The organism is Limnohabitans sp. T6-20 (assembly GCF_003063505.1).
GTDB lineage: Bacteria > Pseudomonadota > Gammaproteobacteria > Burkholderiales > Burkholderiaceae_C > Limnohabitans_A.
In genome coordinates, this window is the sequence record NZ_NERW01000003.1 from 753,181 (window position 1) to 767,922 (window position 14,742).

Consider the following 14,742-nt stretch of genomic DNA (forward strand, 5'->3'; position numbering starts at 1 on the left):
CTGGTTCCACATGGCCTCAGAGCTCAGGCCAGGTCACCACCACGCGCAAGCCCCCAAGTTCTGAACTGCGCTCAACCAGAACCCGCAACCGGTAACGCTGCGCCAAGCGCCGCACGATGGACCAGCCCAAGCCACTGCCATCTGCACCATTTGCGGCGACTCGGAAAAATCGATCCCCCAAACGCGCCAAATCTGCATCGCTCAGACCCGGACCACTGTCCTCCACCACCAGTTGCGGCAGCGGTGTGGCATGCCATTGCACATGGATACTCGCGCCTTCGGGGCTGTAGCGTTGGGCGTTGTCCACCAAATTGCCCACCAGCACACCCACCAAACCAGGTGGCATGGCGAGTTGCAAACTGTCTGGCGCATTCAAACTCAGGTGCTGACGTCTGGCCAAAGCCTGTGGCCCCAAATCCGCCAAAGTCGCACGGGTTTCAGCCACAGCATCGCAAGGGCCCACGCCCACAACGGCTTCATCGGCCTCCAGTCTGGTCAACTGCAGCAACTGGGCCACCAAGCGTGTGGCGCGATCACAGCCTTGCAACACGGCATCCAGAGCGCTGTTCCGCTCACCGTCCTCCTGGGTGCCACGCGCCACTTGCGCCTGCATGCGGATGGCGGCAATCGGCGTTCGCAGTTCATGGGCGGCATCGGCTGTGAAGCGACGCTCCCCTTCCATTTGCAAGGCCATCTTTTCAAACAAGCGGTTAAGCGCCTGAACCAAAGGTTTGACCTCCATCGAAACTTGCTCGTTCAGGGGCTGGCGGGCATCGGCATGCCGTTGAGACACCGATTGGCTCAACTGGCGCAACGGCACCAGCGACCTGAAGATCACGCCCCAAATCAAAAAGGCCAAAACAGGCAAGGCCAGCAGCATTGGCACGATGGCAGACTTCAATCCGGCCATCAAAATATCATCACGCGCCGAATGCAACTCAGCCACCACCACCCAAACACCGTCTTCACGTCCGGGTGTTGCAAAGACGCGCCAGTATTTTTGGCCCTGCCATTGATCGGAAATACCGCTTGCGCCCAAGGGTGCAAAAGGCACCATCGGGGCTCCGGCTGAACGCGCCAACAAAGTCTTGTCGTGCCAGATCTGGAACGCCACGCGGGGCTGGTATTTGTGCAATACCGCAGCGGTCGTGAAGTCGTCATCGTGCTCATCGTCTGTTTGAACAGCCAACACGGCGGCAGTTTGGGCCAGGTGGGCGTCCAGCAGCTCACTGAGTTCATGCGCCGTATTGAGCCAGGTCATCACCAGCACCAGCGCCCAAACCAGGCCCGTTGCCAGCAACAGGCTGAATGTCAAACGCCATTGCAATGATGACTGTGACCAGGATTTCATGCCGTGCCCTTGTGAGCTGTCACAGCATCCGGCTTGACCTGTTGCGGCATCATGTAGCCCACACCGCGCAAAGTTTCGATCACGTCCGAGCGGAGCTTTTTGCGCAGGTTGTAAATGTGAACCTCCACCGTGTTGCTGCTGACCTCGGTGCCCCACTGATACAGCTGCTGTTCAATCTGTGTGCGGGTCAAAACCCGCCCTGCATGGAGCATGAAAATTTGTAAAACCTCATATTCACGCAGTGACAACTCAACCAAGCGATCGCTCAGCCAGACTTGTCGCGATGCGGGGTCCATGCGCAAAGCACCCACCTCCATCATGGGTTCGACAACCCCATGGGCCCTGCGCACCAAAGCACGCAAACGTGCAGCCAATTCCAGCAAATCCACCGGTTTGACCAAGTAGTCATCTGCTCCGGCATCCAGCCCGGCAATCCGATCGGGCACACCATCGCGAGCGGTCAGGATCAACACAGGTGTCGTGATTTTTTGTTGTCGGACCGTGGCCAGACATTGCATGCCATCCTGCCTGGGCAAACCCAAATCAAGCACACAAGCCTGATAAACACCGGTCAACAATTCACGCTGAGCCGCCACACCATCTCGAACCCAGTCGACTTGAAAACCTTGTTGCTGCAAACCCGCCCGGAGGCCAGACCCCAGCAATTGATCATCTTCGGCCAATAAAACGCGCATGTGCAGTACCTGACTTTCCATTCAGAAAAACATCAATCATCGTCTTCTTCAGATTGTGCCTTGCCTGATACCGAGTGCGATCCATCCGGACCGCCGCTCGTCTGCAATGGTGGACCCGACTGCCATTGCCACACCCAAAATGACAGCACCGCCGTCAGCAACACAGCCGCCAACACCGCATGGTTGCGCTTGACCAAATCCGGCCCAACGCCAGGCACGCGCCCCGTGAGCATGGGCGTGGCCAGATTGCGACGGCGCAACAAACTGAGCGCCAGCACACCGCCAATGTGAGCCAACACGGCCATCAGCATGAAATTACCGAAAAACTCATGCACTTCTTCCATCCAGTCACCCGTCCACTCTTGGTAGGTCACATAGCCCGACACCACCAAGGGTGCGATGGCCAACAAGAGCAGTGCCACCGACACCGCCATGTACAGATTCTGAGCTTGGCTCCAGGATGCCTGGCCTGCTCGCAGTCCCTGAAACCAATTGCCCAAACCGCGCAGCTTGCCCCACAAGGCTGACAAACGTGCATGACGGGGCCCCAGCACGCCCCAGACCACACGAGCCAACAGCAAGCCGCCCAAGGTATAACCCAAGCTCACGTGCACCCATCTGAAAATTTCACTTTCAGCTGTGACGTAGGCCCCCACAAAGCTCAAAGCCAGCAAGGCATGCAAGGTCCGAGTGAAAGCATCCACGGTGCAGCGAGTGGGTGTGGGCACGCCATGGCGCGCATCGGCAACTGAAGAAATGTTCGACGTCATTGAGGGACTCCTTGTACACATGTGCGTGACGTATGGCTTGAAGAACTGGGATGTAAAGCGACCTGTCAGCGCGGAATCCGCACCTGATGCTCATCAAAGTTCCCCGCGTCGGCTTGGGTATGGCAGGCGCTGCACTGCGCGGCACTCTTGATGCTGGCCCGCTTCCAGACCGAGGATTCCACTTCGCGATGTTTGCGAACAAACCAGGCCGATCGGGTGATCCGGTCGTCGGCCGGCTCTTCGCGCACACGTTTATAAGTGCCCGCATTGGCTTGCAACCAGGCCCCAATTTGCTGAACTTGTGCAGGTTCCATCGCCGCATCGCTGCCGTAGTGCCGATCCAGCCCATGGAGGATGCGTCGCCAAGACGCCGCAGGCAACAGGCCCGGCGGATAGGCCATGTGACAGGCCGCACATTCTTGTTTGTACACGGCAGGCACTTGTGCAGGCATGAGTCGTCCATCGGCCCATGCCGAGACAAAGCCACTCCAACCTGCACAAAATAACACCACCGATTTGATGCACATTGATTTCATCATTTCAACCCGATCAGGTAAGCCAGCACGTCGGCCTTTTCAAGCGCCGTGCACTCACGTGACAAAACGTCCTTGCAGTTGCGCTTGAACCATTTGTCAACCTTGGCACTGTCGGTGAAGCGTTCGGCATTGAACCCCGGTGCCAACGCAGAGATCTTCTTGCCTGTAGAGGCGTGCTTGCTGTCCCGCGTAGGGGGTTGACCGTGGCATGACGCGCACGACCACTCACCGTTATGACGCCGTCCGAAAAAAACCTGTCCCCGGCCTGCATCACCCGGCTGCCCTGCCGCCTGTTGCCAACGTTGCAATTCGCTTTGGGGTGTAGCCGCTAAAGCCACAAGCGGCAACATCAAGGCACTGATGGCCAAGGCAGCCACTTTTGCACAGGAAATTTTGTTCAAGCTCATCATGGATTCGACCTTTCATGGCATCTCAATTCAGAGATTAAAGATCGTGGATGAAGCACGGCTTAAACAAAAAATCCCATAGGCCAGAGCACAAACACTCTGACCTGTGGGCGGATGAACCCCGATCAGGCTTGTGGTGCCTGCCCCTCTGACCCCTCGTACACACTGCCGCCAAACTTCAAGGCCGTGTGCTCACGCTTGGATTGCAGCAAGGGGTACCACATCTGGTGGTACCAGCGCTCCTGACCAAACAACTTGTCATCGATCAAGCCGACCTGCGCAGGGTAGCGGCGTGTGATGTGCGCGCTGCCAAAAATGATGTCCCACAAAAACAGCAGGTTGCCAAAATTGCCTTTGTAGTGCCCCACACCATCGGCATTGGAGATCGCATGGTGCGCCCAGTGCGTTGCCGGTGTTGAAATGGTCCGCTCCAGAACCCACATGACCGGATGCAATGCGCGGATGCGGTACAAGGGCTCGTCCCAGCGCCAAGCGCTGTGCGCCCCCAAAATGACAAAGAGCTTGACCACGATGTAGCCCGCGTAAACCATGCCCCCAAAACCCAAATACAACAGAGCGCCTGCAAACCAAAGGCCCGGCATCATCAGGTAATAGAAGAAATTGTTGCGGAACGTCACCCGAATGCTCATGTACTCGGCAGAGTGGTGCGCACGGTGCAAAGGCCACAGGAACGAAGTGTGCGACAAGCGGTGCCACCAATACTGCGTCATGTCATCGAACACCAGCAAAACACCCACCATGCCCCACCATGGCATGTCAGCCAGCACACCCTTGTATTGCGGAACCCACAAGGCCCCCAGTTTGGCCGTGACAAAAATGGCCAAGGGCTGCGTCACAGCCAGCACGCTCAGAAACATCAACAGCTCAAGTTTGGTGTCATTGCCTGTGGCATGGACGGTTTGTTTGTAGCGTCGACTGACAAACTCCATGGTTGCAAAACCGACAATGGTGCAAAGCACCAACGCGTTCTGTATCTGTGCAGCGGTCATGGATGTGTCTCCTCTTATGGATCTGCGACCCTCAAGACGGTAGAGGGCCAGATGCCGCTTAAGGTATCAAATCATCCAAGGATCGAACATCCGGGTATTCCCCTTCCTGCTTGCGCGTGATTAAAAAGGATTCAATGTATTTCATGAATTCCAGACCATCTATGGCGATTCACATGGGTGCCAAGACCTCGAATATCGAGTACGTCCATTACCCTCCCACATAACGCTTTCTCCAGAAAATGAGCGCCAACCCGATGGCAACGAAGCCCATGAACACCTCGGTCAAAAACAAGCCATGGTCGGAATGCAGGGCCGGAAAATTTTCAAAGTTCATGCCGAAAAATCCGGTGATCAAATTCAACGGCAAGAAAATGGCTGTCAACACCGTCAAGGTGCGCATGATGTCGTTGGTGCGGTTGCTTTGTGCGTTGAAATGCATCTGAACAGCCGTCTCCGCGCTTTGCTCCAAACGCCCCACATGGTGCACCACGCGTTCAATGTGCTCCAGCACATCCCGGCTTCGAACCTTCAGCATCTCCAGGTATTCAGGCAGCAAAACATCATCGACTTTCCAGGCATCCAGCGCGTCAATCCAATCGGTAATGGCTGCGCGCTGGTCTTCACACACCTCGTCAAGATAGTGCAATGTCAATCGGGCGTTGAGCAAGGCACTCCAGTCGTTGAAACTGGTTTTAGGATTGATCAACTCACTTTGCCAATGATCGAGCTGACGGGTCAATTCACGCCGCAAATCAAGATACCCATCCACAACGCTGCTGACCATGCGCAACATCAAATCGGCTGAATTGGCGGGCAATCTGTGGGCTGCCTGAACGAATGAAGAATGAGTCGCACTGAGCATGCGGGCGGCAAACACATCGCGCACACTGCAGTCGGCCGGATGAACAGAAATGACCACGCGATCCAGCACCAAAAAAGCGACGGGGCTGGTGTCTATTTTTCGCAAAATGCTCGGACCACCTCGGGTGTTTTCCTGATGCAGGATTTCACCGGGTTTGGACACATCGGTTTCAGTTCGTCCCCGAGCCAGTCTGCGAAAAACCAGCAAATCGTAGTCTGCCGTGAAATCATAATGAGATGGCAACTGGTTGTTGAGCAAATCCTGCAAGTGCAAGTCATAAATTTGCGCACCGCAATGCGCCAACAAGAACGCCTGGACCTGTTGCTGCAATATTTCAAATTCGCGCCGCGCAAAAGCCATCCACAAGAACCCCTGCAGTGGCAATGCCAGCGGCAATATGGCTGACTCTTGAATTTGGTCTTTTTGAATCGAAAAAATACGCATATCGCCCTTTGCAGAAATCAAGCTCAAAAGACCATGCTGAACCGCCGTCATGAAAGTGTCATGACAATCTCAAACAACAGGGGGCGACTTGTCATGAAATTTTCATCAAACAACACGACAGTGGAAGGCTGTTTCTACTTGATGAACTGACATGACGCCGATTAACCACATCAACGAAGACCAGATGCGCCAGCTGCGCGAAGACTTGCTCGACAGCCTCGACGAAGAACTGGAGCTGGAACTGGACGACCGCTGGGGCACAGAGGGCGCCGCCAATGACTCGACCGTAGGCGAGAGGGCTCACTACTTCCGCGAACTGTTGCGTCTGCAGTCGGAACTGGTCATGCTGCAGGACTGGGTGGTCAAAACCGGTCACCGCATGGTCATCCTGTTCGAAGGCCGTGACGCTGCCGGCAAAGGCGGTGTGATCAAACGCATCACGCAACGCCTGAACCCCCGCGTGTGCCGGGTGGCTGCCCTGCCCGCCCCCAACGACCGCGAAAAAACCCAGTGGTATTTTCAGCGCTACATCTCGCACCTGCCTGCAGCTGGCGAGATCGTGCTGTTCGACCGCAGCTGGTACAACCGCGCCGGCGTTGAAAAAGTCATGGGCTTTTGCAACGACGAAGAATACGAAGAGTTTTTCCGATCCGTGCCCGAGTTTGAAAAGATGCTGGTGCGCAGCGGCATCCAGCTGGTCAAGTACTGGTTCTCGATCACCGATGACGAGCAGCATGCCCGCTTTCTGGGTCGCATTCATGACCCCCTCAAGCAATGGAAGCTCAGCCCCATGGACCTGGAAAGCCGTCGCCGCTGGGAAGACTACACGCGCGCCAAGGAAACCATGATCGAGCGCACCCACATCCCCGAAGCCCCTTGGTGGGTGGTGCAGGCTGTGGACAAGAGAAAAGCCCGACTGAACTGCATTGACCACCTGTTGGGCCAGGTGCCTTATCACGAGATCGAACACCCAGAAATCAACTTGCCCGGTCGCGTGCGCAATCCAGACTACATCCGCCACCCGGTGCCGTCAGAAATGGTCGTTCCAGAGAAATACTGAAACGATCACCGGCGCACCCCGCTGCTTCAGGCGGGCTTCCTCAACAAGGCCTGCCCCATCTTGATGCGTTGGCCCGTGGCGATGCCATCGGCCCACTCAAAACCTGGCGGCACAAACACCAAAATGGTTGAGCCGTGCTCGAACCAACCCATCTCTTGGCCTTTGGCGTATGCAGCATCGCAAGGCATTTCGTTCGGTCCCTTGTAGCGCAGATTCAGCAAAACATCGACCGCATGAAAGCGCATGCTGGCCACCAGCACAGCGGCCACCGGCACGATCAAAAATGGCACCCCGTCTTGCGTCTGCATGTGCAGGACAGCGCGTTCGTTCTTGCAAAACAGTTGCTCGACGCGCTTGAGCGCAACGGGATTGACATTCCACGTGTCGCCCGAGATGTAGGTCACATGCTTGAGCTGCACATCGTGGGGCGCATGGAAACGGTGGTACATGCTGCTGGTCAAGCGCAAGGTCAGGTATTTGCCCACCTCCAGCGCACCAGGCCACGCACGACACTGTTCCGATTCACCCAATAAGCTGTGCAGCTGGTAAGGGAAACCTTTGGCCTGAAAGACCTGCCCCTGGTGAATTTCACCGCAAGCGCCCACGATGGCATCGCACGGCGAAGTCATGAAAGAAGGATCGGCATCCACAACTCTGGCACCCGGGACAAGTTCGCGTGTGAAGCAGGCGTGCAGGCTTTCGAATTCCTTTTGCTTTGCATCACTCAAATCCAGGTCTGTGAACAGACGCCAAACCGCGATGGATCCTTTGACCACCCAGGGGTTTCGTATCTGGCTCCACCAGCCCATGAAACGTGTCAGGGTGATGCGTGGAATTCGGTTGGTCAGCAAAAAGTTCAGGTCTTCTTGCAGCATCCATTTTTGGAACAGTGGGCGAATCTTCATCATGTTGTCACTCAAATTGAATAAAAAGAAATTTCATTGACACAAGGAAATTGACTGTGAACCCCACTTGGATCAGTTTGGCCGTTTTGGCGGCGCTGGCACCCTCCCTGCAAAGACGCATCCAGCTGTCCAGGGCCAAGCACCGCTCGCTGGCTGGCCACTCGCGCATGGCCAAGCGGCTCGCCCGCTGGTTGCCTGGATACAGCTTCGACGAGCCTGCATTCTTTGGCTGCGATGACGCACCGGCAGAGATTCAGGCTGGACGCCGAGCCGCGTTTTTCGCGATGGCCAACACGCTCCAAACACGGCATCGCCTGAGCATCGAAGCCACTGCGGCTGCGCGCGAAAACATCTCGGACATGCAGTTCATTGCCGCCTACCGGGTGCCGTTCCAGTTCAGTCGGCTGGTCCGCGAGCACTTGAAGGTCGGCTCTTTTTTGCAGTCGGCACAAGGCGTGCAGGTCACCGATCTGGATGGACATGTGTTTTACGACCTGACGGGCTCGTATGGCGTGAACGTGTTCGGTGCCGACTTTTACAAGCACACCATGACCGAAGGTCTGGCCCGCACCCAGGCGCTGGGGCCGGTATTGGGCTCTTACCACCCGGTGGTGGCCACCAACGCAGAACGCCTCAAAGCCTTGTCGGGCATGAACGAGGTGTCCTTTCACATGTCCGGCACCGAAGCGGTCATGCAGGCCGTGCGCTTGGCCCGTTACCACACACGCCGCAAAAACATCGTGCGGTTTTGCGGGGCTTACCACGGCTGGTGGGAAGACGTGCAACCCGGCCCGGGCAACCCCATGCCACCACGTGAAACCTACACACTCAGCGACATGAACGAGCGCAGCCTCGATGTGCTGCGCACTCGCAAAGACATTGCCTGCGTGCTGGTCAACCCCTTGCAGGCGTTGCACCCCAACGCCAACGCACCAGGTGACTCCACCTTGGTGGACAGCAGCCGCCGTGCCGCCTACGACCGACAGGCCTACACCGCATGGCTCAAGGCCTTGCGCCAGGTCTGCACGGACAAAGGCATCGTGCTGATTTTTGATGAAGTTTTTTTGGGTTTTCGACTGGCCACAGGGGGTGCACAAGCCTACTTTGGCGTGCAAGCCGACATGGTCACTTACGGCAAAACTCTGGGAGGCGGATTCCCTGTGGGCGTGGTGTGTGGCAAAAAAGAATGGATGCACCGCTTTCATGAAGACCGCCCTGCGGACATCTGCTTTGCGCGTGGCACCTTCAATGCCCACCCCGTCGTGATGGGGGCCATGTCGGCCTTTCTGGACCAACTCGAAGCACCCGAAATTCAGGCCATTTACCAAGGGCTGGATGAACGCTGGAACGCACGTGCGCAACACTTTAACCGCGTGATGCAGGCTGAGGGCTTGCCACTGCAAGCGGCCAACATGTCGAGTGTCTGGACACTGTTTTACACACAAGCCAGCCGTTACAACTGGATGCTGCAGTACTACCTCAGGCTGCATGGTCTGGCACTCAGTTGGGTGGGGACAGGACGTTTGATCTTCAGCCTCAACTACAGCGACGCTGATTTCGAGGCCGTGGTTCAGAAGTTTGTATTGGCCGCGCAGCAAATGAAAGAGGATGGTTGGTGGTGGCACACACCTGCACTCACCAACAAATCCATACGCCGCCGCATCCTCAAAGAAACCCTGTTTCGCTGATTCAACCCCTGTTCAGGTGCAGGCACCTGAACAGGCCATCAAGAAACGTCATTCATCGACTGGCGTGCAAATCGTGGTCAGCAAAACGCTGACCACGCAGCAATTGCCAAGGGGCTTTGTGGTACAGGTAGATGTCGTGGAAAGGGTCGGTCAGTATTTTGCTCATCCAGACCAAGCCGGTCTGAACATCTTGCAGAATGAACAAATGCACGGTGCGAAACAGCAAAGCCGCAGCGCCAAGATACAACCAGGCATAGCCCACTGCACGCAAGAATTCAGGCAGTGTTTCATGCTCTGGCAACACCCCCAGGAAACCCGGATTCATAAAAATAAGCAAAGGCAACAAGGCCCAGGCGCTCAACAACACCACTTTGCGGCGCAGGTTGTAACCCACCTTGATCTCTTCCTTGAATTCGTTGGTGGCTTGATTGACGTGGTCATAGCCCAAAGGCTCAAAGAAAAAATGTCCTGCTTGTCTGGATGTCATGGACACCAACCAGGCCACCAAGGCGGCTACCGAGGGATCAATGAACAACAGCACGTAAGCTAAAACAAAGGCCATGGCACTCAAAAAATGCAAGGACTGGTTGATGCGGCAGTGGTGGTAATAACGATGATCGTCCCAACGCTGCACCCGCAAAGCTTCTAAGAAATCTTTCACACGCTCACCTCTTGATAGACGAACCCTGATCATCAGGACTTCGTGTGAAAAATCGATGACAACACACCTTTCAAGGTATTGAAACATGGCATTCAAAAATCTGTCTTTGTCATCAAGTTGTTAAACACGGTCGTCATGATCCAAGTCATGGACCTTTCACAAACCGACCGAATTTTGGTGGAAAACTTTGAACCAGCGTCCGCCTCAATGCGGATTGCCGTGGTCACAGAGACGTGGCCGCCCGAAGTCAACGGCGTTGCACTCACGCTGTCCAAGTTGATTCACATGCTGAGTCAACGCAACCACACCATCCAATTGATTCGCCCTCGACAAGACAAAAATGATGCAGGCGCCGATCAAATCGGTTGGTCGGAGATGTTGATGAAGGGCTTACCCATCCCTCACTACCCTCAGTTGAAGTTGGGACTGCCCAGTAAAAAAGCACTTGTCAAAGCCTGGAGTCATAAAAGACCGGACTTGGTTCACATTGCCACAGAAGGGCCATTGGGTTGGTCCGCCTTGCAGGCGGCCCGGGTCTTGCGCTTGCCCGTCACGTCTGACTTTCGAACCAACTTCGCCAGTTACAGCAAACACTACGGCGTTGGCTGGTTGAGCAAACCCATCATGGCCTATTTGCGGAAATTCCATAACCGGACTGCCTGCACCATGGTCCCGACCCATGCACTGAAAACACAACTCCAAAGCTGTGGCTTTGACAACCTGCGTGTTGTCGCACGCGGAGTGGACACACAGCTCTTTCATCCAAACCAACGCAACGAAGTCTTGCGCCAATCGTGGCAAGCCGATCAGAAAACCACCGTTCTTTTATCTGTCGGTCGCTTGGCTGCCGAGAAGAATCTGGATTTGATCGTGACCACCTACCAGACACTCAAGCAAAGTGGTCGTTCCGTGAAATTGGTTTTTGCCGGTGATGGCCCTTACCGGGCGACACTTCAGGCCCATTGCCCGGATGCGTATTTCATGGGCATGTGCAGCCACGCGAAACTGGCAGAGCTGTATGCCAGCGCTGATCTATTCTTGTTCCCCAGCTTGACGGAAACTTTTGGCAACGTGACCTTGGAGGCACTGGCCAGTGGCACCCCGGTGCTGGCATACGACTGTGCAGCCGCCACCGAGTTGATCAAGGACACTTACAACGGATGGCTGGTCGAGGGTGAGGACCCACAACGCTATGTCCTCAAGGCCCTTGAAATCACCCAGCACGCCAACACCCTTGCAAACGCCCGGCAGCACACACACACCAGTATTCACCAATGGGATTGGCAGGAAATCACACGACAGGTCGAGGTGATTTTTCGCATGGCAGCGATGAACAGCGGGAATATCTGAGCGGGAAATTTTCTGTCAGTGAAGTCAGCATGTGAGCAGTGTCTGCCGCAAGCGCTCATTTAGCGCGCAATGGCCACCTGATTTTCAGACGCCACGGCATGACCGCAGCCAGCAAGGGCAACATCAGCAGCAGCATCACAGACAACAAGGGAACTTGCCAGGCCAACAAGACGCTGTAAGTGCCCAACATGAGCAAAACACTCAAATTTTCATTGAAACCCTGCACAGCGATGGAGCGGCCTGAAGTCAGAATTTTTTGACCCCGATGCTGCAGCAATGCGTTCATCGGAACCAGCAGCATCCCTCCCGCGCATCCAGCCAGTATCAACAAGGGAACAGCCAGCCACAACGATGTCGTCAGCGCCATGCAGGGCAACAATACCGCCAACACCAGGCCCCAAGGCAATGCGTTGTGGGCATTGAAAATCTGAAATACGTTTGCGGCCATCACCGCACCCGAAATCACACCCACGGCCACGAGGGCCTGCAGATAGGCTCCGTGCTGCAAACTCAAACCAGCAGAGGTCTGGGCCCAAGCCAAAACTGCAAACTGAAGCACCGCCCCAACACCCCAGCTGAGCGTGGTTACGTACAAGGAAACCCCGCCCAAAGGGTCTGCCCACAATTGACGGTTGTTTTTCCAAAACAAAGGCCATTGAATTGAATGCCAAGTCAAAGGGTGCCTTGTGCCTCGGGCATCCATCGAATTCAAGCCCATGTTCAGGCCTGATGACACGATGTAAATCAGACACACCGCCACAAAGGCAGGAAATATCTGCGTGGGTGCAAGTTGTGGAGGCAAGTCCTGGAAGATGGCAAAAGCCTCATTGATCCATGGGTCCTTGTGCCAACCTGTCAGCCACCCGCCCAAGGCCACGCCCAACAACACAGACAAGACCACAGAAACTTCCAACCAAGCATTGGCTTTTACCAGCAAGGAGGCAGGAACCGATTCGGTGACCAAGGCATATTTAGCGGGCGCATAGACAGCAGCCGCCAAACCGGCCAACGCAAACCCAAAAAAGGGATGAACACCGCACAAAAGCAAGACCACACCGGCAAGCTTCAACATGTTCATGGACGCCATCAAACGTCCTTTTGGAAAAGCGTCTGCAATGGGGCCCACCACGCCGGCCAGAACGACATAACTCAAGGTAAATGAAAACTTCAACAAGGGCGACCACCATCCTGGATGGCCCTGCTCTTGTAAAAAGCAAACCCCCAGAATCATCAAAGCGTTGTCTGCCAAGCCACTGGCGAACTGCGCCAGTATCAGCAGATAAAAGCCTTTAGGCATTGACCATCAGATCATGCATCGTCGGGTGTGAACCTTGAAAGACCTCGTCACTAGGCAGCACAGGATCAAAGGACAACAGTTGCACCAAATCGTTGCGACGCCCCACCCCTTGGTAGGCCATGCCCAGCTCACTCAGCGCTTCGGGGTTGTAAAGGTTCCGGCCATCCAGAATAAAAGGCCTGCGCATCAAGGCTTTCATGGCCTCGAAATCTGGGTTGTGAAAAATCTTCCACTCGGTCAAGACCATCAAGGCGTCTGCGCCTTGCAAGGCCTGCATGTCGTCTGAGGCCAATTCAAACCGGTCCAACCAATCGGGATTTTGCTCACAATCGATTCTTAAAACCCGCAGAGCCTCTGGGCCTGCCACCGGATCGCAAGCACTGACCTGCGCGCCACGCATCAGCAAATTCTGAATCACCACTCGGCTGGTCGCCTCACGCATGTCGTCGGTATTGGGTTTGAAAGACAGGCCCCAAATGGCTATTTTTCGACCCGTCAAATCAGCCCCCATGCGCTGTATCAAGCGCTCCACCAACAACAGCTTTTGTTGCGCATTGACTTGCTCTGTCGCGCTGACGAGCCTCATGGACTGGCCGTGTGACTTGGCTGTGCTCACCAAAGCCTGGGTGTCTTTGGGAAAACAACTGCCGCCATAGCCGCAACCGGCATACAAAAAGCTGTGCCCAATGCGACTGTCCGCACCGATGCCCCGGCGGATGTGGTCCACATCTGCACCCAAGACATCGGCCAGATTGGCAATTTCGTTCATGAACGAGATGCGCGTGGCCAGCATGGCATTGGCAGCGTATTTGGTCAGTTCGGCACTGCGCACATCCATCCAGACGGTGCGCGAGTGGTGCCGATTGAAGCTGGCGTACAAATCGCCCATCATGCGTTGGCTTTTGGCCTGATTCACACCATCGTCGACACCGACCACGATGCGATCCGGCCGCATGAAATCGTCAATGGCGGCGCCTTCCTTCAAAAACTCCGGGTTTGAAACCACGTCAAACAAATCAGGAGGCATGCCGCGATGGGCCAACTCATGAGAGATCGCAGATCGAACGCGGTCTGCCGTTCCTACCGGAACCGTGGATTTGTTGACCACCAGTTTGAAGCCCTTGAGGTGACGCCCAATCAGGGAGGCCACAGACAGCACATGGCCCAGATCTGCCGAACCATCTTCTGCGGGGGGTGTTCCTACGGCAATGAAAAGAATGTCGCCATGCTCGATCGCTTCACAGGCATCGGTTGTGAAACGAATGCGGCCATCGGCTCGGTTTCTGGACAAAACCTCTTTCAGACCTGGCTCGTAAATAGGCACATCCCCCTCTTGCAGGGCCCGAATTTTGGCTTCGTCTTTGTCAAGGCAAACCACTTTGAAGCCCAAGTCAGACAGACAAGCGCCTGTGACCAAACCCACGTAACCCGAACCTATGACCGTGATGCGCATCGTTCAACTCCTCGTTGAAATCAATGATTCATCTTTCAAGTGAAATGCTGACGTCAGTTTGGAGAATTTCAGATGACAGTGAAATTCTGTTGGCTTTATTTTGTCGATCACAGTTCCGGTTCAGCTTGCGGGCAAACCCATGATCAATGTGGCGTCTTTGCCCGCTAGATTGCAAGTCCAGCACAACTGTCAAATGCAAACAGTCCTCATGGGTACGGATCTAAGTGACATCCGTGACGCAGGCCTGCTCTGG

Annotated in this window: 14 protein-coding genes; 3 read left to right on the forward strand and 11 right to left on the reverse strand. The window is 55.4% G+C overall.

Going from position 1 to position 14,742, the window contains the following annotated elements; genetic code table 11:
• Positions 1-16: 16 nt before the first annotated feature.
• From B9Z33_RS14310 to B9Z33_RS14340, 7 genes are all read right to left on the reverse strand, one after another.
• Positions 17-1,351 (reverse strand): ATP-binding protein, encoded by a 1,335-nt coding sequence (locus tag B9Z33_RS14310; protein ID WP_108287667.1) that lies wholly within the window; start codon positions 1,349-1,351, stop codon positions 17-19.
• A complete protein-coding gene (locus B9Z33_RS14315) occupies positions 1,348-2,046 on the reverse strand; it encodes a response regulator (RefSeq protein ID WP_108287911.1) in 699 nt (232 codons plus the stop codon). The genes B9Z33_RS14310 and B9Z33_RS14315 overlap by 4 nt, the downstream gene beginning before the upstream one ends.
• Positions 2,047-2,078: 32 nt before the next feature.
• A complete protein-coding gene (locus tag B9Z33_RS14320; RefSeq protein ID WP_233252844.1) occupies positions 2,079-2,816 on the reverse strand; it encodes a cytochrome b/b6 domain-containing protein in 738 nt (245 codons plus the stop codon).
• A gap of 65 nt (positions 2,817-2,881) precedes the next feature.
• Positions 2,882-3,352 carry a diheme cytochrome c gene (locus tag B9Z33_RS14325; RefSeq protein WP_233252871.1) on the reverse strand — a complete coding sequence of 157 codons (471 nt, stop codon included), beginning with the start codon at positions 3,350-3,352 and terminating at the stop codon, positions 2,882-2,884.
• Positions 3,352-3,762 (reverse strand): DUF1924 domain-containing protein, encoded by a 411-nt coding sequence (locus tag B9Z33_RS14330; RefSeq protein ID WP_369916755.1) that lies wholly within the window; start codon positions 3,760-3,762, stop codon positions 3,352-3,354. The genes B9Z33_RS14325 and B9Z33_RS14330 overlap by 1 nt, the downstream gene beginning before the upstream one ends.
• A 122-nt stretch (positions 3,763-3,884) precedes the next feature.
• The gene (locus B9Z33_RS14335) at positions 3,885-4,769 is read right to left on the reverse strand and encodes a sterol desaturase family protein (RefSeq protein ID WP_108287670.1); all 885 of its coding nucleotides are present in this window, start codon (positions 4,767-4,769) and stop codon (positions 3,885-3,887) included.
• A gap of 208 nt (positions 4,770-4,977) precedes the next feature.
• Positions 4,978-6,075, reverse strand: a complete 1,098-nt coding sequence (locus B9Z33_RS14340) for a magnesium transporter CorA family protein (protein WP_108287913.1) — start codon at positions 6,073-6,075, stop codon at positions 4,978-4,980.
• A 151-nt stretch (positions 6,076-6,226) separates the two neighbouring features.
• Between B9Z33_RS14340 and ppk2 the strand changes: the two genes are divergently transcribed.
• The gene (ppk2, locus tag B9Z33_RS14345; RefSeq protein ID WP_199220358.1) at positions 6,227-7,135 is read left to right on the forward strand and encodes a polyphosphate kinase 2; all 909 of its coding nucleotides are present in this window, start codon (positions 6,227-6,229) and stop codon (positions 7,133-7,135) included.
• Between the two features lie 26 nt (positions 7,136-7,161).
• Here ppk2 and asd read toward each other — a convergent pair whose 3' ends face one another.
• Positions 7,162-8,043: an archaetidylserine decarboxylase gene (asd, locus tag B9Z33_RS14350; RefSeq protein WP_233252845.1), complete on the reverse strand. Its 882-nt coding sequence runs from the start codon at positions 8,041-8,043 to the stop codon at positions 7,162-7,164.
• 53 nt (positions 8,044-8,096) lie between these two features.
• Between asd and B9Z33_RS14355 the strand changes: the two genes are divergently transcribed.
• Positions 8,097-9,728, forward strand: coding sequence for an aminotransferase class III-fold pyridoxal phosphate-dependent enzyme (locus B9Z33_RS14355; protein WP_233252846.1), 1,632 nt, complete (start codon positions 8,097-8,099; stop codon positions 9,726-9,728).
• 52 nt (positions 9,729-9,780) lie between these two features.
• Here the strand turns inward: B9Z33_RS14355 and B9Z33_RS14360 are convergent, their stop codons facing one another.
• Complete coding sequence (locus B9Z33_RS14360) at positions 9,781-10,389, reverse strand: hypothetical protein (RefSeq protein ID WP_108287672.1); 609 nt, start codon at positions 10,387-10,389, stop codon at positions 9,781-9,783.
• Between the two features lie 147 nt (positions 10,390-10,536).
• Between B9Z33_RS14360 and B9Z33_RS14365 the strand changes: the two genes are divergently transcribed.
• Complete coding sequence (locus B9Z33_RS14365; RefSeq protein ID WP_108287916.1) at positions 10,537-11,739, forward strand: glycosyltransferase family 1 protein; 1,203 nt, start codon at positions 10,537-10,539, stop codon at positions 11,737-11,739.
• A 55-nt stretch (positions 11,740-11,794) separates the two neighbouring features.
• Here B9Z33_RS14365 and lplT read toward each other — a convergent pair whose 3' ends face one another.
• Both lplT and B9Z33_RS14375 read right to left on the reverse strand, forming a co-directional pair.
• On the reverse strand, positions 11,795-13,036 hold the full coding sequence (gene lplT / locus B9Z33_RS14370; protein ID WP_108287673.1) for a lysophospholipid transporter LplT: 1,242 nt from the start codon (positions 13,034-13,036) through the stop codon (positions 11,795-11,797).
• Positions 13,029-14,489: a UDP-glucose/GDP-mannose dehydrogenase family protein gene (locus B9Z33_RS14375; RefSeq protein ID WP_108287674.1), complete on the reverse strand. Its 1,461-nt coding sequence runs from the start codon at positions 14,487-14,489 to the stop codon at positions 13,029-13,031. Before B9Z33_RS14375 ends, lplT begins: the two co-directional genes overlap by 8 nt.
• Positions 14,490-14,742 lie beyond the last annotated feature (253 nt).